General features: G+C 69.8%; 21 protein-coding genes and 1 CRISPR repeat array. Of the genes, 4 read left to right on the forward strand and 17 right to left on the reverse strand.

What is annotated here, in order from left to right:
- Nucleotides 1-171: integrase core domain-containing protein (locus tag ACIBAE_RS13530; RefSeq protein WP_399285028.1), on the forward strand; the 171-nt coding region annotated here is incomplete at its 5' end.
- A gap of 5 nt (nucleotides 172-176) precedes the next feature.
- Here ACIBAE_RS13530 and ACIBAE_RS13535 read toward each other — a convergent pair.
- The 13 genes from ACIBAE_RS13535 to ACIBAE_RS13595 form a co-directional block, all read right to left on the reverse strand.
- On the reverse strand, nucleotides 177-1,043 hold the full coding sequence (locus ACIBAE_RS13535) for an NAD-dependent epimerase/dehydratase family protein (protein ID WP_399284694.1): 867 nt from the start codon (nucleotides 1,041-1,043) through the stop codon (nucleotides 177-179).
- Nucleotides 1,044-1,125: 82 nt separating this feature from the next.
- On the reverse strand, nucleotides 1,126-1,875 hold the full coding sequence (locus ACIBAE_RS13540) for a phosphotransferase (protein ID WP_399284695.1): 750 nt from the start codon (nucleotides 1,873-1,875) through the stop codon (nucleotides 1,126-1,128).
- Nucleotides 1,872-2,717 (reverse strand): class I SAM-dependent methyltransferase, encoded by an 846-nt coding sequence (locus ACIBAE_RS13545; protein WP_399284696.1) that lies wholly within the window; start codon nucleotides 2,715-2,717, stop codon nucleotides 1,872-1,874. The genes ACIBAE_RS13540 and ACIBAE_RS13545 overlap by 4 nt, the downstream gene beginning before the upstream one ends.
- 31 nt (nucleotides 2,718-2,748) lie before the next feature.
- The gene (locus ACIBAE_RS13550; protein WP_399284698.1) at nucleotides 2,749-3,258 is read right to left on the reverse strand and encodes a topology modulation protein; all 510 of its coding nucleotides are present in this window, start codon (nucleotides 3,256-3,258) and stop codon (nucleotides 2,749-2,751) included.
- 96 nt (nucleotides 3,259-3,354) lie between these two features.
- Complete coding sequence (locus ACIBAE_RS13555; protein WP_399284699.1) at nucleotides 3,355-4,407, reverse strand: hypothetical protein; 1,053 nt, start codon at nucleotides 4,405-4,407, stop codon at nucleotides 3,355-3,357.
- A complete protein-coding gene (locus tag ACIBAE_RS13560; protein ID WP_399284700.1) occupies nucleotides 4,404-6,131 on the reverse strand; it encodes a carbamoyltransferase in 1,728 nt (575 codons plus the stop codon). Before ACIBAE_RS13560 ends, ACIBAE_RS13555 begins: the two co-directional genes overlap by 4 nt.
- Nucleotides 6,131-7,099 carry a thymidylate synthase gene (locus ACIBAE_RS13565; RefSeq protein WP_399284701.1) on the reverse strand — a complete coding sequence of 323 codons (969 nt, stop codon included), beginning with the start codon at nucleotides 7,097-7,099 and terminating at the stop codon, nucleotides 6,131-6,133. Before ACIBAE_RS13565 ends, ACIBAE_RS13560 begins: the two co-directional genes overlap by 1 nt.
- Complete coding sequence (locus ACIBAE_RS13570) at nucleotides 7,096-8,949, reverse strand: hypothetical protein (RefSeq protein WP_399284702.1); 1,854 nt, start codon at nucleotides 8,947-8,949, stop codon at nucleotides 7,096-7,098. Before ACIBAE_RS13570 ends, ACIBAE_RS13565 begins: the two co-directional genes overlap by 4 nt.
- Nucleotides 8,950-9,166: 217 nt before the next feature.
- Nucleotides 9,167-9,706 carry a hypothetical protein gene (locus tag ACIBAE_RS13575; RefSeq protein WP_399284703.1) on the reverse strand — a complete coding sequence of 180 codons (540 nt, stop codon included), beginning with the start codon at nucleotides 9,704-9,706 and terminating at the stop codon, nucleotides 9,167-9,169.
- Nucleotides 9,707-9,886: 180 nt separating this feature from the next.
- Nucleotides 9,887-10,087: a DUF5999 family protein gene (locus ACIBAE_RS13580; protein ID WP_399284704.1), complete on the reverse strand. Its 201-nt coding sequence runs from the start codon at nucleotides 10,085-10,087 to the stop codon at nucleotides 9,887-9,889.
- Entirely contained in the window at nucleotides 10,053-10,604 is a 552-nt protein-coding gene (locus ACIBAE_RS13585) for a DUF6302 family protein (RefSeq protein ID WP_399284706.1), read from the reverse strand. Before ACIBAE_RS13585 ends, ACIBAE_RS13580 begins: the two co-directional genes overlap by 35 nt.
- Nucleotides 10,601-11,044 carry a DUF6415 family natural product biosynthesis protein gene (locus ACIBAE_RS13590; RefSeq protein WP_399284707.1) on the reverse strand — a complete coding sequence of 148 codons (444 nt, stop codon included), beginning with the start codon at nucleotides 11,042-11,044 and terminating at the stop codon, nucleotides 10,601-10,603. Before ACIBAE_RS13590 ends, ACIBAE_RS13585 begins: the two co-directional genes overlap by 4 nt.
- Complete coding sequence (locus ACIBAE_RS13595) at nucleotides 11,041-11,481, reverse strand: ATP-binding protein (protein WP_399284708.1); 441 nt, start codon at nucleotides 11,479-11,481, stop codon at nucleotides 11,041-11,043. The genes ACIBAE_RS13590 and ACIBAE_RS13595 overlap by 4 nt, the downstream gene beginning before the upstream one ends.
- Before the next feature lie 541 nt (nucleotides 11,482-12,022).
- Here ACIBAE_RS13595 and ACIBAE_RS13600 point away from each other — a divergent pair.
- Together ACIBAE_RS13600 and ACIBAE_RS13605 are read left to right on the forward strand one after the other, a co-directional pair.
- The gene (locus tag ACIBAE_RS13600; RefSeq protein ID WP_399284710.1) at nucleotides 12,023-13,372 is read left to right on the forward strand and encodes a hypothetical protein; all 1,350 of its coding nucleotides are present in this window, start codon (nucleotides 12,023-12,025) and stop codon (nucleotides 13,370-13,372) included.
- Nucleotides 13,373-13,397: 25 nt separating this feature from the next.
- Nucleotides 13,398-13,955 carry a GNAT family N-acetyltransferase gene (locus ACIBAE_RS13605; protein WP_399284711.1) on the forward strand — a complete coding sequence of 186 codons (558 nt, stop codon included), beginning with the start codon at nucleotides 13,398-13,400 and terminating at the stop codon, nucleotides 13,953-13,955.
- Between the two features lie 371 nt (nucleotides 13,956-14,326).
- Nucleotides 14,327-15,514: direct repeats of the CRISPR family, unit length 29 nt; unit sequence GTCCTCCCCGCCCGCGCGGGGGTGTTCCG.
- Between the two features lie 299 nt (nucleotides 15,515-15,813).
- Here the strand turns inward: ACIBAE_RS13605 and ACIBAE_RS13610 are convergent.
- Nucleotides 15,814-16,779, reverse strand: a complete 966-nt coding sequence (locus tag ACIBAE_RS13610; RefSeq protein WP_399284713.1) for a pirin family protein — start codon at nucleotides 16,777-16,779, stop codon at nucleotides 15,814-15,816.
- A 139-nt stretch (nucleotides 16,780-16,918) separates the two neighbouring features.
- On the opposite strand from ACIBAE_RS13610, the gene ACIBAE_RS13615 reads away from it, so the two are divergent.
- The gene (locus ACIBAE_RS13615; protein ID WP_399284714.1) at nucleotides 16,919-17,290 is read left to right on the forward strand and encodes a tetratricopeptide repeat protein; all 372 of its coding nucleotides are present in this window, start codon (nucleotides 16,919-16,921) and stop codon (nucleotides 17,288-17,290) included.
- A gap of 172 nt (nucleotides 17,291-17,462) precedes the next feature.
- Here the strand turns inward: ACIBAE_RS13615 and ACIBAE_RS13620 are convergent, their stop codons facing one another.
- The 3 genes from ACIBAE_RS13620 to ACIBAE_RS13630 form a co-directional block, all read right to left on the reverse strand.
- On the reverse strand, nucleotides 17,463-18,854 hold the full coding sequence (locus tag ACIBAE_RS13620; protein ID WP_399284716.1) for an NADP-dependent succinic semialdehyde dehydrogenase: 1,392 nt from the start codon (nucleotides 18,852-18,854) through the stop codon (nucleotides 17,463-17,465).
- Nucleotides 18,855-18,966: 112 nt separating this feature from the next.
- Nucleotides 18,967-19,293, reverse strand: coding sequence for a WhiB family transcriptional regulator (locus ACIBAE_RS13625; protein WP_399285030.1), 327 nt, complete (start codon nucleotides 19,291-19,293; stop codon nucleotides 18,967-18,969).
- Between the two features lie 34 nt (nucleotides 19,294-19,327).
- Nucleotides 19,328-19,507, reverse strand: a complete 180-nt coding sequence (locus tag ACIBAE_RS13630) for a hypothetical protein (RefSeq protein ID WP_399284718.1) — start codon at nucleotides 19,505-19,507, stop codon at nucleotides 19,328-19,330.
- Between the last annotated feature and the right edge of the window lie 39 nt (nucleotides 19,508-19,546).

A 19,546-nucleotide genomic window follows, 5' to 3' on the forward strand; every position in this document is an offset into this window, starting at 1 on the left:
CCGGGGCGGCCCTGGAGGACTCTCTCCCAGGTCGAGCTGGCCACCGCGGAGTGGGTGGACTGGTACTGCCACCGTCGGCTCCACGGTGAAATAGGACACATCCCGCCCGTCGAATACGAGACCAACTACTACCTCACGACCAAGAAACCCCAGGTCACAACCACAATCTGAGGTCTCTACCGAACCCGGAACGGTTCACCCCCGCGCGCGTGGTCGTGTTCGATGTGGATGTCGCGGCCGACGATGGTGGTGGCGATGTCGATCACTTCCAGCAGCGATGCGTTCGACCCGCCGCCCACGTTGATCACGCCGCACGCCGTCGGTACGACCGCGGCGGCGATCGTGGCAGCGACCGCGTCGCCGATATAGGTGAAGTCGCGTCGCTGCTGCCCGTCGCCGTACAGGCGGAGCGGTTGGCCGCTCAGCGCGGTTTGCAGGGCGCGGTGGGTGAACATGTCCGCCCGTTGCCGGGGGCCGTAGACGGTGAAGTACCGCAGGGCCACGACGCGGGGACTCCTGGGGCGGGCAGCCCAGGCGAGGCAGAGCTGTTCCTGGGCCAGCTTGGTCACCGCGTACGGGGACGCCGGTCGCGGCAGGTCCGATTCGAGGCTCGCGCCGCCGTCGGTCGGACCGTAGACGCTGGAGGAGGAGGCGACGACAAGTCGCGGGATACCGATGCGGGTGCAGGCTTCCAGTAGCCGGTGGGTGGCCAGCACGTTGGACGCGAGGTAGTCGCTGAACTGCCGCCCCCAGGAGGTCCGTACGCCGGGAACGCCCGCGAGGTGGAAGACCACGTCCGCGTCGATCAGGAGGGGGTCGATCGCGCAGGTGACGAGATCGGCGACCACGTGGTGGTATCCCGACAGCCCGTGCAGGACGGCGAGGTTGGCGGCGGCGGTGGCATCGGTGGACGGGTCGCGGCGGTCCACTCCGACGACGGTGGTGCCGGCTTGGCCGAGAGTATGTGCGAGGTGGGAGCCGATGAAGCCGGCGGAGCCGGTCACGACCGCCCGGCGGGGGGCGGCTGTCGGGCGCTGCTGCACGGGCAACTCCTGGAAGGCGTGGTCGACAGAGCGAAGGTCGGATGCGCCGGGGCAGGGCTGTTCGGTGTGATCACGACACCCCTCAGGGTCGGGGGTACGGCGGCAGGCCGTAGTCGTAGCCGTTCCGCCCGATGTAGGGGGCGGTCAGGACAGCGTGCAGGGTCAGGTAGTCGTCGAGGCGTGCGCGGTCCGTGGCGCCGAGCCCGGCGTCGTACCGTCCGGCCGCCGTGTTGTACGCGAACAGGGCTGCTTTGACGGCCTGTTCGGTGAGCGGGCCGTACGTCAGGTGCAGTGTCGCGATGAGCTTGGCGAGGTCGTAGCCCATCGGGGCGAGGGACAGGTCGTCGGTGTCGACGGTGACGATGTCCCCGGCCGGGGTGATGATGAAGTTCCGGGGGTTGCTGTCCTTGTAGAAGGCGAACGGCCCCCGCGCGGTCCCGTTGAGCAGGCAGAGCATGGCGTGCAGGGATGCCTTGTCCGGCAGGTGTCCCTGCTCGTGGCGTCGGCGGAGCGCGGTCTGCCGGGGGCCGAGGTAGTCGTCGAACCTCGTGCCGTCGTGAAAGTGGTGCGCGGTGCCCTGCGATGCCGACCGCAGGTCGCTGCGCCAGGCGACGCCGTGGGCGTGGCCGAGCAATTCCGCGATGCGCGGGAGGTCCTCGGGGCGTGCCGGGCGGCCCTCGATCCGCTCGAAGGTCAGGCTGTACGGTCCGGCGAGGTGAAGGGTCGGCTGCCGTAACGGTTTCGCGTGCTGATGGAGCCACCGGTAGTGGCGTGCGGCTGCAGCCGCGCGCTCCGGAGTGTCGTAGCGCTTGGTGAACTGCGCGAAGGTCATCCCGCCTCCTCCCACGTGCGGGCGACGACGAAGGTGATGCGGGACGACGTGGCAAGCGGCTGGTCGGGGAGAGCTTCGTGCAGGGCCGCTGCCAGTGCCGACGGGTTGCCGTACAGGCCGGGCGCAAGGTGGTACTTGGGGTTCGTGGCCAGGTATCGCGCGAGGTGGTCATGGCCGTCGAAGGTGAAGGTGTGCTCCTCGTGCAGGACGGCGATCACGTCGAGCGAGGAGGCGGCCAGGTCGGGGAGGTTGTCGCTGTGCGCGGCGGTGTAGAGGCTTTCGTGGCATTCGGCCCACCTGTCAAGGCCGGAACCGGCGACCAGTTGGTCCACTTCCCGGTAGCTGTCGAGGCCCTTGGTGACGAGTACGGCCACGCCCCCGGGAGCCAGGACCCGGGCGATCTGCGCGATGACTTCGTCGGGCCGCGGCGAGTGGTAGAGGCAGAACGCCGCGACGGCGGCGTCGCACGACCGGGCGGGCAGCGGGAGGTAATGGAAGTCCCCCCGTACGAAGTCGATTGCGAGGTAAGGGAGTTCCTGCGCGCGTGCGCGGGCCTGTTCGAGCAGGGCGGGGGCGGCGTCCAGGCCGACGACGCGCCGGGGTCTCAACCGGTCGGCGATGACCAGGCTGCTCGTGCCGCGACCGCAGCCGATGTCGAGCACCACGCGGAGGTGGTCCGGCTGCGCGTGGTGGGTCTGCACCAGGCTGACGATCGTCTCGGGCACAGGGTGGCCGGAGGTCTTCGCACGCATCAGGGCGCTGGTCCGCCCTGCCAGCCGCGAGGCGCGTCCGTACAGTTCGTGCTGGCGGGCTGGGTCCAGGAACGGGTTGGGCTCGTTCATGTCGCACCCCCTGCCCGGGGGCGCGGTCGGTTCAGGACTGCTCGGCGGCGGCTTTCCGCAGCCAGCGGCGCGTCTGGCGCCGGTTGGCCAACAGCACCACGTCGGCTCCCGCGCCGAACTCCTCGATCTTCGCCAGAACACGGGGCCGCATCTTGCGGCGGTACGTGGCGACGTACTTGATCACGCCCCAGTGGATGCGGTTGTGCACCCCGTTGCCCTTGTGTCCCGCGCCGTGCCGGATCTGCCGGGAGAAGATCCCGTACAGCGCCGCCACGGTCGACACGTCCATCAGAACCACCGTGTCGCAGGCTTCTAGCCGCACCTGCAACGTCGAGTTGTAGTTGCCGTCGATCACCCACCGCGGCTTGGAGACCAGCTCGCGCTGCACGTAGGTGAACTTGTCCTTGGGGAGCGCGTTCCACTCGTCGTCGTAGAACGCGGCGTCCAGGTGTGTCACCGGGGCGTCGAGGATCCGGCCCAGTTCGCGGGCCACGTGGGATTTGCCGCTGCCTCCGCAGCCGACGATGGCGACCTTCTTCATGGTGCTCCAGCGTAGTGAGGTTCGGGAATCGGGTGCGGCCCGCCCCCGGCAGACGTTCAAATGATCCAGGCACGCTTGCCGGTGGGGTGGTCCGCATCAGGCGGCTCCTCGTCCGGTCGCGGGGGTTCGGACAAGCGTGTGGAGTACGTCCTCCAGCGTGTTGACCTGCCTGTTGAGGCTGAATAGGCGCAGGCGGTCCACGCATGCGGCGATCAGGTCGGCGTGTTGCCGGGTACCGGCGATGTCGCGAAGGTAGGCGAGCCGTTCGATCACGTCGCGGCCGGAGCGCACGATCAGCTCGTTCGGTACGAACCGGTCGACGTGCTTGATGTCCGCCGGAGCGAGGGGCAGACACCCGGCGAGCACGGCCTCGAAGATCCGCTGTGTCATCTGCCCGACGGCGGCGTACCGGGCGGGCAGCATGAGGACAGTGGTCAGAGACCGGGCGTGGACGCCGACGGCGGCCTCGAACGGGATCCGGCCGACGAAGCGGACGTGCGGCCAGCGGTGGGTCTTGGTCCACTTCCCGGCGACCAGGTGCTCGACCCCGGCGGCGGCCGGGGCGAAGAAGCGGTCGAAGGGTTCATCGCGGTCGTACTGGTTGCCCACGTAGGCGAGCGCGAGGTCCCGCCGTTGCGCCGCGAGAACGACGGGGTCCGCCTGGGCGAGGAGATCGTCGGTGACGGGGAAGAGCAGGGAGCGTGCGCCGAGGCTGGGAGTGAGGGCGGCCTCCAGGATGCTGGTGTGCTTGGTGCGGCGCCATACGCTTTCGGCTCGCAGGGTGCGGTCTTTGTCCCAGATCACGGTGGGTGTCCGGCGGCGGGCGGTGTAGTGGGTGAGGAGCTGGGCCTGGCAGTGCAGGTCGCAGGTGTGCTCCTCGGTCCCGCACGTGGTGGTGTTGCGGCCGGTGATCGCCCAGCGCCACTCCAGGAACAGGGCGTCGATGTCCGGAAGGCCGTTGTCGAAGGTGTACGCGCCGCCGAGGTCGTTGCCGGCTTCGAGGCGGTCGCGGTCGGCCTGGAGGAAGACGATGTCGTGACCGCGGTCGAGGAGGGCGTCGATGAAGGGGCGGCGGTGGCTGCGGCCTCCGTCCGGGGTGTCTGTGACCCCGTTGCCGAGGAAGCCCCAGAAGCTGTATCCGATCTTCACTTGGTGATCCACCGCCCTTCGAGGAGCAGGGCGTCGAGCCCGGAGTTGGCCAGGCAGTCCAGGGCCATCTCGGGTGTCCCGCAGATCGGTTTGCCCTTGACGTTGAGGGACGTGTTGATCAGTACGGGCACACCGGTACGGCGGCCGAAGGCGGTCAGGACCGCGTGCATGAACGGGTTCTGCGCCTTGGTGACGGTCTGGAGGCGGGAGGTGCCGTTGGCGTGCACGATGGCCGGTACGTGCTCGCGTGCCATGTTCGTGACGCCGGACGCCATGGACATGTAAGGCGCCTGCTGGCCGAGGGTGAAGAACTCGCCGGCGCGCTCGGCCGGGATCATGGGGGCGAAGGGCCGGAACGGCTCGCGGAACTTCACGGTGGCGTTCAGCCGCTCGACGACCCCGGGCTCCAGCGGGGAGGCGAGGATCGAGCGGTTGCCCAGGGCGCGTGGCCCGGCTTCGATGGCCCCCTGGAACAGGCCGACGATCGTGCCGTGAGCCAGTTGGTCGGCGAGGAACTCGGCGGTGTCGATGCCCGGGGGCTTCTGGTGAAGGCCGGGCCAGGGTGTGAGGTCGAGAGACTGGTCCTCGTAGGACGGACCGAGATAGCAGGTGCGGGCGACGCCGGCCACCGTGCGGGGGCTGCGTCCGTCGACGTGCACGGCGAGGGCGGCGCCGATCGCGGTACCGGCGTCACCGGGCGCGGGCGGTACGAACACCTCGTCGAAGATGCCGGCCTCGATGATCCGTCCGATGCCGACGCAGTTCGTGGCGACGCCGCCGCCCACGCACAGACGCCGGGAACCGGTCAGCACGCGGGTGCGGCGGGCCAGATGCAGCAGGACCTGCTCGGTTCGCTCCTGGAGGGCAGCCGCCACGTCCCGGTGGAGATCCGTGAGCGGTTCATCCGGATGCCGTGCGGGGCAGGTCTCGGCGATGAAGCGTCGAGTAGTCCGCGGGCTTCGCGGCAGAAGGGTGCGTGGAGGAAAATAGGCGGGGTCGATACGGAATCCCGTTGCCGTCGTACGGACAGCGTGGGCGAACAGGTGGCGAAAGCGGGCCGGGTCGCCGAGGGCCGCCAGCGCCATTACGGTGCCTTCCTCGTCGCCCCGGCGCCAGCCCAGGTGTTCGGTGACGGCGCCGTACACGTACCCGAGGGAGGCTGGGTCGTTGACCGCCTCCAGAGTGCGCGTGCGGGGACGGAGCGTGTCGTGGCCGCGAGCGATGGTGGTGGTCTGCCGCTCGCCGAGGCTGTCGATCACGAGCACGGCGGCCTCGTTCCAGCCCGATGCGGCGAAGGCCGTGAGCTGATGGGCGCGGTGGTGCAGGACCGGTGCGACGCGGGCGGTGGGAAATTGACGGCCAATCAGGCGAATACGCCGCTGGGTCCGCGCGGCCACCAAGGCGAACCCACGTGCTCGGGGGAGAGCCCGGTCACGCGTCCTCGGGGAGAGTGCCAGTCGCAGAGCTGCGGGCGACTCGGCGAGATAGTGGGTGGGCCGGAAGTTGTAGGCGACGGCGTCCACGTCGGCGGCCGTGAGCCCGGACCGGCCCAGCAGCCATGCGACCGCGCGGGCCGGGTACGCCTTGGTGTGCTTCTGCCCGGAGAGGCGCTCCTCCTCCACGAAGCCGACCAGCTCACCGCCCACCAGGAGGGCCGCCGACGAGTCGTGGGTGTACGAGCACAGACCGAGGATCACCGAAGGGGCACGCGTCACTGGGGCCATCACATCGCCCCGGCCGTCGCGCCGGGCTTCGACGAGCGCCGCTTCAGCTCCTCGTACCAGGCGGCGAGGGCGTGGCAGAGGGGGCCGTCGATCCTGTCGGCCTGCTCTCTCGCCTGGTCGCGCTGTCCCTCCTTCCACAGCCGGTAGCTGCGGAGCGTCCCGGCCATGGTGTCCCAGCCGGGGTGACCGGTCACCTCGCCGACGCGGACCTCGCCGAGCAGGCCGTCGAAGCCCTTCCACGGCGTTCTCAGGTCGGGCATGACCCGGCTCGCCGTGAGCGAAGTCAGCAGGTCGGCCTGCTCGACGTGCTCGTCGTAGATGTGCAGCGAGCCAACGTGCAGGTGGAACTCGCCCAGCTCCGCGTCGAGCCACCCGGCGACCAGCTCGTGCAGCACGGTGTACTCGTGCAGCACGGTGTAGAAGAAGACGTCGTACGGCATGCCGATCCACACGTCCTGGCCGCGCATCATGGCCGCCATGTGCAGACGGCCGGCGCGCAGGAGGAAGCGGAAGCCGAGGGTGCAGGGCACGTCCTTGTGCCCTGCGGCGTCCTGGGCCGGGTCGTAGAGCTGGATCAGGGCCCGCCGCGAGTCGGGATCCTCCTTGAGGATCTCCACGACACGGGCCAACTGGTCCACCCTGCCGCCCCAGTTGCGCATTCTGGGCCCGTACGCGCCGCGCAGCACACCGTCGTCGGCGTACTGCCGCAGCCGCGCGTTGTAGTCGAAGATCCAAGGGGCGTCGGAGCCGGACAGGTGCCAGACGGTCTCGGCGACCGCGAAGGCCGGGTTCAGGATTCTCACCGGCTGCGCGTGGAGCAGGCGGGCGCGCGGGCTGGTGAGCAGGAGGTGGACGTCGCGGATCTCCCGGGTGGGCATGGACCGAGGGCTGACCCGCTCACCGGCCTTGGCCAGCGAGACGGCGCCGGCGAACAGCTCGGCCATGTTGTCGGCGGTGAGGTGTGTCATGGGGTAGGTGCTCCTTCGCCCTGGGTCGGCCCCGAGGTCGTCCCAGCGGGATCGTGGTGGGTGTGGTCGGAGGGTGCTGCGGGTGTTTCGGAGCGACGGGCGATGAGGCGAGCGACCTGCGAGGCGCTGTCACCGCGCCACCGGCACACGGCGTCCATGGCCCGTTCCGGGACAGGCGGGCGAGGATCACGCAGTGCGGTGAGTGCCTCCGCGACCTCGTCAGCGCTGTGGCATCGCAACGCGAGGCCGTAACCGGCCAGGTCGAGGGTGCGCTCGCCCGGGGTGCCGATCTCAAGGACGGGAATCCCAAGGAGCGCGGCCTCGATCCCGCACGTCGAGTACGCGCTCGCCAGGGCGTCGGCACCGGCGAGGCAGCCCCGCGCGCCGATGCGTGAGTCGGCCACCGCCACAGGTGGTCCCCCGTGCCGCCGCACCAGTCGGGTGAGGAAATCGGTGCTCTGCGCGGGGTGCGGTGCGATCACGAGCGCCCAGTCGCCGTCCGTCGCGCGCAGTCCGTCCAGGAGAAGGTCGGCCTGGGCCTTCAGACGATCGGTTCCGACCGGTTGGCAGGCCCACACCGCGATCCGGGCGGGAGCGCTTCGGCTACCCGGCGCCAGCAACTTCTCCAAGTACCTTCGCTGAGCATCACGGCCGAGGTCGGCGAGCGCGTCGAAACGGGGCTGTCCCAGCACGTGCACCTCGGCGGCCGGGTGGCGTGCCCACGCAGCCGCCAGCGGACGGTCGCGCTCTCCCATGACGACGATGTCCCGGCTGTGCAAAGCCGGCCACGCCACCGAGTCGGTCGTCCACGCCCCATGCTGCACGTGGACGGTACGCGCACCGTGGCGTTCGGCCGTGTGCGCGGCCAGCGCGCCCAGCGGGCTGGTGTCGTTGCTGAGCAGCACGGTGTGCGGTCGAGCGGCGACGAGGACGCTGTCGAGCAGGCTCTCGGCTCGTACCAGGGTCCGCCATGACGGCTGGGTGCACCCGCCGCTCGTTTCGACAAGTACGGACAAGAGCCTCACGAGACGGGCGAGTTGGAGGTGATGGACCTTGACGCGGACGACGTGTCCGTCGTCGGACAGGTGAAGCCCCCGGGCCGTACCGGAGAGGGCGAAGAGTCCACTCGGTGCGGCGCGCAGGTCGATGCCCGGGGAGGTCGGTAAGGGGCAGCGCTCCCACGGGTCGGTGGCAAGGTCGAGCAGGAGGCTCTTCCGTCCGTCACGCTCCAGCTCGACGAGCACCGGCATCAGGGTCTCCGCATGGCGGGAGGACCAGGACAGCGCGACAACCTCTCGCTGCCGCAGGTCCGAGAGGGACGGGCTCGGCTCCGAGCACGCCGTGCCGGCGCGGGAGCAGCTGCGCAACTGGGCGGAGCGGGTCGGGTTGTGAGGGGCAGCCGCTCCGAGCAGATAGGCGATGCCGGACCAGGTGACGGTATAGGCGAGGTACTCGCGCGAGCTGCTCGTACGAAGCCCGACGAGCCCTTCGTACGGGGCAACGGCCAGTGGACCGGGGGCCGATGCGTACGGCTCCCAGGCGTCCAGGACGAGCAGTTTGCGCAGGATCTCGGCCACGAGGCGGCGAACAGGCACCTGCTGCACGTGCAGCCAACCAGCACCGCCTGGGGTGGGCGCGAGCGACGAGCCGTACCGCTCCAGGGCACTCATGACGCCGCCGACGAGAGCGCGCAGTTCCTGGCGGTCGACGGGGAGATCCTCAAGTTCCCCGGTCCGGATGCAGTCGGTCCGTACGTGATCCAAGGCGCGACTGCCGACGAGGGCCCACTGGGGCCGGCCGGTGGCGTCGGAACGGACCAGGCCCAGCCCTCCGGTCGAAGGGGCGCTCATACCAACTCCCTTCGCCGACCGGCTCGGGGAAGCTGAAGAGCGACAACTCTTCCTCCAGCGAGGCGGCGATCTCGCCTGCGACTGACGTGAGCGGCGTCCGCGGTCCTCTTCGGACCGGACGGGCCCGACTCACGTCGCGCGGAGGGCCCCTCGGCGGTGAGCCGGCGTAAGAGCCAGCCGTTCGCTGTGGTGGGGCGTTCCGATTCGATGCCGGCGCTCAACTCAGGGTCCCGAACTGGAGGGACATCAGCAGATGACGGGCCGTGTTCACGTCGATCGCCTTCATCAGCAAGGCCGTCTTGCCGCCCGATTGAACGGCCTCGGTGCGGAGGACTCCGCCGGTCTCGGTCTTGAAGGCAGCACAGAGACGGCCGGTGACGTGCTCCGCGTCGGTTGCCAACCCCCTTTCGCCGTGTGCGCCCAGCAGCGTGGCGAGTTGGTCGGCCGTCGACAGGCTGAGCGACCCGAGAAGGACCTTGTCGTTCTCCACGTGCACGTCCGGCACGTCGAGACCCAGCCCCTCGAACGTATCGCGCAGCGCGTCGGCGACCCGGTGCGTACGGGTAAGGGCGTTACGGAGCAAGCGGGCGAGTTGGAGCGCGGTCTCGGGTCCGACGGTGCTCAGGGTGATGTTCGCGGTCTCGCCCCCGTCCACGGGTGTCGGCAGGACGGTCAGCTCACGCAGGCAGGCGGCGCGAAAGACGCGGGTCAGCTCCGTCGCGGCGTCGGCAGGTGCTCCGAGGGTCGTGTTGCTCATGAGGTCTCCAGTAGGTGAATCGGGTCAGGAGTGGCGAGCCTTGTACGGCGGCGGGGCGCAGCACGGGCACGAGATGCCGCGCGGTAGGCATGCCTATGGACTCAAGCGGCAGGGGGCGGGGGCTTCGCAGCGCAGGCAGTCGGGGAGGGGACGGCTGAAAGGCCACAGCCGTACGTAAGGTCATGAGGCGGCTGCCCGGGTGGGCGTCGGCCGGTGCGGGGCAATGGCCCGCCCGTCCGGCAGGAGTTCGCCAGTGTCCTCAAAGATCACCACGCCGTTGCACAGCAGGCTCCAGCCCTGCTCGGGGTGAGGGGCCTTGGGCCGCGCGGCTTCCCGGTCGGGAGCCTCAGCAGGCGGACACGGCGGGGTGTGCGCGCACATGGTGCTTGTCCTCTCGTGTCGGCGCGGGGATTGGACCCTTTCCGGCGAACCACGAGGTCGTGAGGGAGCCCGCTACGGCGGCAACCGGTGAGGGAGTCGGTGGGTGTTCGAGGAGAAACGCACCGATGGCGTCCTCGCTGTAGCCGTAGAAGCGACCGAAAGCCGCGTCGCTTGTCCACCAGGGGGGAAGGGGTTCGCCCCATTCGACCGTGTGGCAAGTGTCGTCGTGCCACGACCACCGGACACGCAGGTTCGGGAAGCCGGGCCGCCCTGACAGAAGGTCGCGAGCCGCCACTGCCAGCGTCAGCAGGTCGTACGACAGGAAACCGCCGCGACGCTTCCCGCTGGCCGGTACGGCAAGCGCGGGCGGCCGAAAGCCGCAAACAGGGACTGCAACCGCGCTGGTCAGGAGTTCGGGATCAGCGATCCGGTCCCGGAAGAACGCGAAGTCGTACGCCTCCTCGGCAGGGCGTAGAGACAGGGTGTGGGCGTACGCAGATGGCGGCAGCTCTGTCATGACCGCTCCCCGCGTGGGACGGCCGACAATGCCCCGAAGTCCGGTGTCGAGGTCTCCTCGTCGTCACTGACCAGGTCGAGTACGTCCACCACGGCCACGGCCAGGAGCCGCAACCGTCCCCGTGCCCGCTCGAACCCGCAGGGACCTGCGTGGTCCTGCACAACTCGCACCAGGTCGGCCAACTCGGTCGCCAAAGGCGGGGAGTTGCGTTGAGCGGCGATCTCCACCAGTCGTACGAGGATCTTCCGCAGCCGGGGCGCCAACTCCGTGATGTCCTGCTCGGACAGCGTGGAGTCCGGATCGAGAATCGCGTTCAGGATGTCGTCAAGTTCACCGTCCTCGATGAACGAGCGGTGCAGCCGTTCAAGCACCCGGCCGATGGACCACGAGTCGTCCGAGAAAGAAGCCCGAGCGACGATGGGGGCGGAAAACGCGCTCACTCCCCCACCTCCTTCGGAGTCGTACGGAACGCGGCCCACACACGCTTCCCGCTTCCGTCCGAGGCCGGCTCGCTCCCCCAGCGGTCGGCGACAGCGGCAACCAACTCCAACCCCCGGCCGGACTCCTCCCGCTCGTCGGCGAATCTGCGGCGTGGCTCTGCCGGGGACGGGTCGCTCACCCCGATCCACAGTTCCTCGGCTGTTGACCATGCGGAAACGGTGACCGTCTCCTCCTGGCTCGCACAGCCGTGCCGGATGGCATTCGCCACCAACTCACCAGCCGCCAGTAGCGCAATATCCACGAGGCTCTCCAGCCCCCAGGCGCCGAGCCGTTCGCGGACGGCTCGCCTCACCGGAGGCACATGGGCGACGTCGGCAGCAAAAGCGACCTGGAGAAACCGTGCCCCTGCACCGACGGGAGCTTCAGAGAAGGTCATTGACCAGTACCTCCAACTGGCTCAGTGATCCCCGCGATCCGCGCGTTGCCAAGGGACGGACGCCCTCCAACGCGGGAGGAGAATCCTGCTCGTAGTCCTGCAAACGTCCTCGCAGCAGCAGCCGTGCGGTGGTGGCCCGCACGAGGAGGTCGGCCGGCTCAGGCAGAGCCGACGGTTCCGCGCGGTGCGCCGCAGACCCCAGCGCGAGGAAGGCCCGAACGCCAGCGTGGGCAAGGCTCGGGGCCACGCGCTCAGGCTTCACGGTCGGTCCCCCCTCATGGGCGAAAAGCAAGGTGAATCGGCAGGAGTGTCCAAACGGGCACTCTCAGCAAGGAGTGGATTAAGAGCGTGGCAACGGCGGAAGGCGCGGCTCTAGCCCCATTCCTTCCTCGGAGTTCGGCACGCAAGTGAGGAGGGTTCTCTGCTCTTCCTCGGTACTACCTCGACCCCGTAAGTAGCCTCGCGAATGGGCATGTTGAGAGGAGCCACGATCTACCGTCGGTCGTTGTGTCGTGCTGGACGGACGGGACAGGGAGGCACCATGCGCACGCTATTCCGGCATCTGCTGGATGAGAGGGAGTGGCAGGGCTACCGAGCCTTCTTGCCACGCTTCAAGCAGGCCGCCGCGGAGTTGGCACGCCTGGAGGAGGACCCCTCGCTTGCGACCCTGGAGCCAGCGCCGAAGACGTTTCAGGCTTGGTACTACGGGATGCGTCAACCGCAGGTTGATCCACGCCGAGTGCTGGTCCACATGTTCGGCCTCAGCATCGAGCAGCTCTGGACCCGCGTTTCGGACGGACAGGACTCTGGACTCGCGCTGCTGGACGGCACTTCACACACTGAATCCCGTGCCGATGTCGGCGCGGGTCATCACGAGATGAGAAGGATGGGTGCAATGGCCGCACGCCGCGCGATGGAATTCGCCATGGGGTCGGAACGAGACCAGGTCGGCGATGAGACTCTCGGCTTCCTCGGTGACGAGGTGAAACGAATCGCCGAGGCGTACCCGCGGGTCCCACTGGCGGAAATCTGGGCCGACCTGGCCCAAGCACAGGACGAAGCGTTTCGGCTGATGGAGAGCGGTCGCGCTCGCCCGTCGCAGACACGCGACCTGCACTTCATGGCCACCGTGTTGTCGTTCCTCATGGCCAAGGGCTCGCACGACATGGGTGATTCGCGCACCGCCATGATGCAGGCGCGAGCAGCCGGCTTCTGCGCCCGCCAGTCCGAGCACCCGGGGCTCATCGCCCTGGTCGACGGACTCCAGTCGTTCATCTCCTACTGGGCGAACAGGCCGGAGGACGCGCTCCACTACGCAAGGAAGGGTATGCAGGAAAGCTCCGGACTGCGGGGGACGGTGTCCGTCTGGCTCCCGGGCCTGGAGGCCAGAGCGGCGGCCCTGCTCGGTGACGAGAGCACAGTCCGCGCAGCCAACGAGCGGGCGGAGACTCTGCGGGAACGGGTCGTGCACGACGACCTCGACGCCCTGGGCGGCTTGTTCACATATCCGGAAGCCAAGCAGAGTTACTACACGGTCGAGTCGGCCGTACTGCTCGGCCGTGGAGACGCGGAGATCGCGGCCGAGGCCGAGGAGACGGTGAGGCAATTCAGCAACCCCGAAGACCCTGGCTGGGCATTCGGGGACCTGGCCGGCTCTCAGTGCAACCTCGCTCTGGTCCGCCTCTTCGCCGACGACCTGGACGGAGCTGCGGAAGCCATTCGGCCCGTTCTCGACCTCTCCCCCAGCCACCGGAACAACGGCATCGTTGTCTCGGCCGAACGCGTTCGGGACGCCCTCGTCGGCGGTGCCATGCGCGACGCCGCCGTGGCCCGGGACCTGAGCACGGAGATCTCCATGTTCCAGCCCGTACGTCCGGCACTTCTGCGCTAGAAAACTGCGGGTACAGTCCGATGGCATGTACCCGGTCAGCCGCACAGCCCCGCGCCTGGAACTCCGCGAGTTCACCACCGAGGACGCTGACGCCGTCTTCGCGATCTACGGAAGCGGCGAAGCGACGGAGCACCTGTCGTTCGAGCCGCGCTCCCGCGACGAGGTCGGGCAGATCCTCGAACGCTCCGTCGCTTCGGCTTCCGTCGTGCCGCGCGTCGAGTTCGCCCTTGCGGTGGTGGAGCGCGACGGGGGTGAACTGATCGGGTTCGCGCGCCTCGCGACAGATCCGCACCAACAGCGCGCCGCCACGATCGGCTTCGCGCTGCGCCCGGACCGGTGGGGCATCGGCTACGGCGTCGAGACCGTGCGCCTCCTTCTCGGGCTCGGGTTCAACGAGTTGGATCTCCACCGGATCTGGGGCGCACGCTCTCCGCTCAATACGGCATCGGCCAAGACCATGGCCAACGCCGGGATGAAAGAGGAGTACACCATCCGCGAGCACATCCGGAAGAACGGCATGTGGCGCGACTCGGTCGTGCACGCCATCCTCGACCGCGAATGGTCCACACTTTCCTCCCTCTGAAACCAAGCACATCAGGTTCGCCCTGATCAACCGACAGAACCTCCAGCACGGACTTCCCGCAGACTGGGGGGGTCGTCTCGCTTCCCAGGTCTTGGTTGGCAAGGCTGGCTGTACCAACGCCCCTCGGATAATGCATCTCGTTCGGCGAACACTCGTCGACCGGCATGCGAGGAACCGACTGTCAACATGCCTGATAGCGCGCAACAGACACCACTCCTCGCAGCCAGCATTGACGACGGCGCGAAGATCATCGAGCTCGTCAGAAATCCAGCCGAACACCACTCGCGATACGCTCACACGGTGACAAGATGCGATCCCGCCGCGAGGGCAAAGAAACTACAAAGCCCCTACTGAGCCGCAGGTCGGGAAGGGTCCTCCCCGCCCGCGCGGGGGTGTTCCGGAACGCCTGCGCGTCCAGCTGGGCCTGCCGGCGTCCTCCCCGCCCGCGCGGGGGTGTTCCGCTCGCCGTCGCCTTCCACCACGCAGTCCGCGAGTCCTCCCCGCCCGCGCGGGGGTGTTCCGCGATCCGCAACGGCCGGCTGCGCCTGGAGCACGTCCTCCCCGCCCGCGCGGGGGTGTTCCGGCCGCGCAGAGCGGCGACACCGAAAGGACGGCGTCCTCCCCGCCCGCGCGGGGGTGTTCCGCCCAGAGTTGATCTGGACACGGAACCGCCGGGGTCCTCCCCGCCCGCGCGGGGGTGTTCCGAGGACAGTCAGGGCAAACGTAATCCGTTGGCAGTCCTCCCCGCCCGCGCGGGGGTGTTCCGCGAACTTCCCCCACGCCAGCCACTACCGCGGCGTCCTCCCCGCCCGCGCGGGGGTGTTCCGACGCGCCCTCGAAGAGGGCGAGGTCGCGAGGGGTCCTCCCCGCCCGCGCGGGGGTGTTCCGGATCAAGGGGGTGTGGTGGTGGCAGTGAGCAGGTCCTCCCCGCCCGCGCGGGGGTGTTCCGAGTCCATCGACGCTGGCCACTACTGCCACCCCGTCCTCCCCGCCCGCGCGGGGGTGTTCCGTCGACCGGTCCCGCTTCGTCGCCGCGGCGGCCGTCCTCCCCGCCCGCGCGGGGGTGTTCCGTAGAACCCGGGGTCGGTGACGCGGAGGGTGACGTCCTCCCCGCCCGCGCGGGGGTGTTCCGTCGTTCCCCGCCTTCCAGGCGTGGCTTCGCGAGTCCTCCCCGCCCGCGCGGGGGTGTTCCGGAGATTCAGCGGCTGACGTTGCAGGGGACGCCGTCCTCCCCGCCCGCGCGGGGGTGTTCCGATGCCACGGGCCACCCGGAGTAAGGGGCCGTCGTCCTCCCCGCCCGCGCGGGGGTGTTCCCTCGGCGCCGTTGATGATGCCGCCGGTGATGGTGTCCTCCCCGCCCGCGCGGGGGTGTTCCGATCGGTCAACTGTGCTTCTTCCACCTGTCGGCGTCCTCCCCGCCCGCGCGGGGGTGTTCCGCCTTTGCCGACCTGATCGGAATGCGTCTTCACGTCCTCCCCGCCCGCGCGGGGGTGTTCCGCGCGACGGTGAGCGCCGCGCGGAGATCGGCGAGTCCTCCCCGCCCGCGCGGGGAGTGACCAGGGTCAGCATCGGTCACTCCATGAAGCGTTCTCCGCCAACCAGCGCGATGGTTCATTCCGAGGTCAGAGTCCCGTGGTACGGGCGAAAGGACAGATGACGACCCGTCAGGAAAGTCAGCATTGGGTCAGCATTGATCCTGGCAAACCCTGTTTCGGGCTGTCACACATGGGATTTCACGCCTCCGCCCGGGGACCCTCGGCAGCCGGTTCTCCGGGTCCCCGCAGGCAGCGTTCGGCAGGTGCGGATGCTGAGCCCGACGGGGAGTTGCTGCCCCTCTCGCGCAGGACAACAGGCCAGGTCAGCGCACCCGTCCCCGGGGTTTCAGCGGGCTTGTGGGGAGCGTAGGGGCGGAGAGGCGGGGGCCGTCGAAGCCGTGGACATCGCCGAAGCGATCGCCCTTGATCCACGCCTCGCGGGCCTCTACGATCTCGGTATCTGATCTGCCGATGAAGTTCCACCACATGACCAGCTCCTCCTCGAACGGCTCGCCGCCGAGGAGCATCAGCCCGGCGTCGGAGGCGGCGCGCAGGGGGAGTTCCGAGCGGCCGCAGCCGAGGTAGAGCATGGAGCCGGGCAGGAGTGGCACGCCGTCGGCCTCGGCCTCGCCGGACATGGTCAGCACGGCGTACTCGAAGTCGGGGTCGAGCGGCAGCCGCGTCCCGGTGCCGGCGGTCAGTGCCAGGTCGGCGCCGACGAGGGGGCTGTAGGTCGTGCCGGGCGAGCGGGCGCCGTCGAGCGAGCCGAGGATGACGGTGGCGGTCAGGCCGGGAGCGGTGACGACGGGCAGTTCGGCGTGGTGCTGGAAGTGCGGCTCGACGTGCCGGTGGGCTTCCGGGAGCGCTACCCAGAGCTGAGCGCCGTGGAGAAAGCGGGCGTGCGGGCGGGGGCTTTCCTCGGAGTGGGAGATCGCCCTGCCCGCGGTCATCAGCCCCAGCTCGCGCGGGCGGATGGTCTGGAGGCTGCCGAGGCTGTCGCGGTGCAGGACCTCGCCCTCGTGCAGCCAGCTGACGGTCTGGAGTCCGATGTGCGGGTGCGGCGGTACCTGCATCCCGGGTTCGTCGGCGATGTCGTCGGGGCCGTAATGATCGACGAAGGCCCAGGCTCCGACCATACGGCGGCCCAGGTTGGGCAGCAGTCGGCGGACCTCGGTGGACTCGCCCAGCTGGACCCGGCGCGGGCTCAGCAGCTCGCGCACCGGCTCGGCGACGACGAAGCCGCGTCCACCGCCGACGGCGAGGGACGCCTGACGATCGAGATTGCTCATGGCGGCCAATGTAGACCGCCCTGCGGGGAAGCACGGCCCATAGATAGTGGAATATTCAACCATGTTGTTCTGTTGAGACGGTACGCGGGGATCGGCCCGCGGGATGATCAGCCAGGCTGATCAGGCACAAGGAGGGCACGTGGAGAGCGCGTACTACGAGTTCGGGACGGCCGCTGAGCGGTGGAACCGCGCGCAGCTGTTCTTCGATGCCAAGGAGTACGTCACGGCCGCCCGCATTCTGGGCGGGCTGGTGGACGAGGCCCCGGAGCAGACCGACGCGCGGCTGCTGCTCGCCCGTGCCTACTACCACTCGGCGCGGCTGGGGAAGGCGGAGGCCGAGCTGCGTGCCGTCCTGGAACGCCACCCGGTGGAGCATTACGCCCGGCTGATGCTGGGCCGCACGCTGGAGCGCCAGGGCCGGAGCGAGGAGGCCGCGACCGAGCTGCGGATGGCCGCGGCGCTGTCCGGGGACTTTCCGCCGGACAGGCCCGACGATCCGGGCACGGGGTAACCGAACGGGCACCGCGCCTCGTCACCGTCCCGGATGGTGGCGGGGCGCCCGGGGAAATGTGGGCGGCGGAGCGCCCGGCGGGATGTGGCGGCGGGGCGCCCCGGCGGACCCCGGCGGACCTCGACGGTCCTGTGCTCCGCCGCCCGCGCCGTGCCCGTCACCCGGTCGCTGCCTACGCGCCGTGCCACACCGTGGTGATGTTGCAGAACTCGCGGATACCGTGGCCCGACAGCTCACGCCCGTATCCCGAGCGCTTGACACCGCCGAACGGGAGCGCGGGGTGGGAGGCCGTCATCCCGTTGAAGAAGACACCGCCCGCCTCCAGGTCGCGTACGAAGCGGTCGACCTCGTCCTCGTCGCGTGTCCACACATTGGAACTGAGCCCGAAGGGGGTGTCGTTGGCGAGCGCCACCGCTTCGTCGAGGCTCGCGACCCGGTAGAGCGTGGCGACGGGACCGAACGTCTCCTCACGGTGGATGCGCATCGCGTCGGTGATGTCGGCGAGCACGGTGGGGGCGTAGAACCAGCCCTGTTCGTGCTCCTGCGGGCGCCGGCCGCCGCACAGCGCGGTCGCTCCCCGGCTCAGCGCGTCGTCGACCAGTTCCTCCAGGTCGGCTCGGCCCTGCTCGCTGGCGAGCGGACCGATGTCGGTGGACTCGTCGAGCGGGTCGCCGACCATCAGATCGCGCATGCCGGCGGTGAAGCGGGCGGCGAACGCGTCGTAGACGTCCTCATGCACGATGAAGCGCTTGGCGGCGATGCAGGACTGGCCGTTGTTCTGCACCCGGGCCGTGACCGCCGTCGCCGCCGCCCGCTCGACGTCCGCCGACGGCATGACCACGTACGGGTCGCTGCCGCCCAGCTCCAGGACGGTCTTCTTGACCTCGTCGGCGGCGATCGCCGCGACCGACCGGCCGGCCGGCTCGCTGCCGGTGAGCGTCGCGGCGGCGACCCGGGGGTCGCGCAGGATGTCCTCGACGGCCCCGGAGCCCACCAGCAGGGTCTGGAAGCAGCCCGCCGGGAATCCGGCCCGGCGGAACAGGTCCTCCAGATAGAGCGCGGTCTGCGGGACGTTCGAGGCGTGCTTGAGCAGGCCGACGTTCCCCGCCATCAGGGCCGGGGCCGCGAAGCGTACGACCTGCCAGAGGGGGAAGTTCCACGGCATCACGGCGAGGACCACGCCCAGCGGCCGGTAGTGGACGCTCGCCCGTACGGCGCCGGAGTCCTTCACGTCGGCGTCCGAGGGGTGTTCGTCGGCCAGGAGTTCCCCGGCGTGCTCCGCGTACCAGCGCATCGCCTTCGCACACTTCGCGGCCTCCGCGCGGGCGGCCGCGACCGGCTTGCCCATCTCGGTGGTCATGGTGCGGGCGATCTCCGCCTCGTCCCGCTCCAGCAGGCCGGCGGCGCGGATCAGCAGCCGCGCCCGCTCGTCGAAACCGGTGGTGCGGTACTGCCTGAACGTGGCGTCGGCCGTGGCGATACGGTGCTCGATCTCGTCGGCCCCCAGCGCGTCGAAGGTCTTGAGCGTCTCCCCGCTGGCGGGGTTCACCGTCGCGATGGGCATGGGCGATTCCTCCTCGATTCGACAGTCCGACCCTTCCGCGACCTGCCCGGCCGCGCAACACGTGACGGCGGCACCCGGCCGCGCGACACGGGGACGGTGTCGTCCGGCCGCGTCAAGGGCGCCGGCGCGACCGGCCGGGGGCGGGCTGCTGGGGGCCGCGTGCCGGGGCGTTCCCCGGGGTCCGGCGGCGGTCGATCCGGCGCCGCAGCCGGCGGCGCTCCTCCTCGTCCGTACCGCCCCACACCCCGGAGGTACGGCCGGTACTCAGCGCCCATTCGAGGCACTGCTTCTCCACCGGGCAGCCGTGACAGATCCGCTTGGCGCGCTCCGCCTGCTCGGCGGCGGGCCCGGATTCCCCCACGGGGAAGAACAGTTCGGGGTCCGCGTCCACGCAGGCCGCTTGCCGGAGCCACTCCCAGGTCTCCGCGTCGTGGCCCATGTCCGGTTGAGCAGTGGTCAGCCGCACAGTCATGTCAATCCTCTCCCCGCACCACATTCCCGTCCTGGTCCGCCTCCTGCCGCTCCCGGCCGTCTCTCGCCCGCTGTTCCCGCCGGGTGGCGCGGGCCGGGACGCGGGTGCGTATCAGCCCTTCGCGCTCGGCGGGCCGGTCCGCCGGCGCCCCTACGGGCCGGGGACCGATCTCGGTGCTCATGCCGGACGTCCTCTCTGCCGCGTGTCTGCTGGATGTCTC

Source organism: Streptomyces sp. NPDC051569 (genome assembly GCF_044454085.1).
Classification (GTDB): Bacteria; Actinomycetota; Actinomycetes; order Streptomycetales; family Streptomycetaceae; genus Streptomyces.

Coding starts and splice junctions, on each gene's coding strand:
- ACIBAE_RS13540 (WP_399284695.1), bottom strand. CDS start 1,875: ATGACCTTCGCGCAGTTCACCAAGCGCTACGACACTCCGGAGCGCGCG.
- ACIBAE_RS13545 (WP_399284696.1), bottom strand. CDS start 2,717: ATGAACGAGCCCAACCCGTTCCTGGACCCAGCCCGCCAGCACGAACTG.
- ACIBAE_RS13550 (WP_399284698.1), bottom strand. CDS start 3,258: ATGAAGAAGGTCGCCATCGTCGGCTGCGGAGGCAGCGGCAAATCCCAC.
- ACIBAE_RS13560 (WP_399284700.1), bottom strand. CDS start 6,131: ATGGCCCCAGTGACGCGTGCCCCTTCGGTGATCCTCGGTCTGTGCTCG.
- ACIBAE_RS13565 (WP_399284701.1), bottom strand. CDS start 7,099: ATGACACACCTCACCGCCGACAACATGGCCGAGCTGTTCGCCGGCGCC.
- ACIBAE_RS13570 (WP_399284702.1), bottom strand. CDS start 8,949: ATGAGCGCCCCTTCGACCGGAGGGCTGGGCCTGGTCCGTTCCGACGCC.
- ACIBAE_RS13575 (WP_399284703.1), bottom strand. CDS start 9,706: ATGAGCAACACGACCCTCGGAGCACCTGCCGACGCCGCGACGGAGCTG.
- ACIBAE_RS13580 (WP_399284704.1), bottom strand. CDS start 10,087: ATGTGCGCGCACACCCCGCCGTGTCCGCCTGCTGAGGCTCCCGACCGG.
- ACIBAE_RS13585 (WP_399284706.1), bottom strand. CDS start 10,604: ATGACAGAGCTGCCGCCATCTGCGTACGCCCACACCCTGTCTCTACGC.
- ACIBAE_RS13595 (WP_399284708.1), bottom strand. CDS start 11,481: ATGACCTTCTCTGAAGCTCCCGTCGGTGCAGGGGCACGGTTTCTCCAG.
- ACIBAE_RS13600 (WP_399284710.1), top strand. CDS start 12,023: ATGCGCACGCTATTCCGGCATCTGCTGGATGAGAGGGAGTGGCAGGGC.
- ACIBAE_RS13605 (WP_399284711.1), top strand. CDS start 13,398: ATGTACCCGGTCAGCCGCACAGCCCCGCGCCTGGAACTCCGCGAGTTC.
- ACIBAE_RS13610 (WP_399284713.1), bottom strand. CDS start 16,779: ATGAGCAATCTCGATCGTCAGGCGTCCCTCGCCGTCGGCGGTGGACGC.
- ACIBAE_RS13620 (WP_399284716.1), bottom strand. CDS start 18,854: ATGCCCATCGCGACGGTGAACCCCGCCAGCGGGGAGACGCTCAAGACC.
- ACIBAE_RS13625 (WP_399285030.1), bottom strand. CDS start 19,293: ATGGGCCACGACGCGGAGACCTGGGAGTGGCTCCGGCAAGCGGCCTGC.
- ACIBAE_RS13630 (WP_399284718.1), bottom strand. CDS start 19,507: ATGAGCACCGAGATCGGTCCCCGGCCCGTAGGGGCGCCGGCGGACCGG.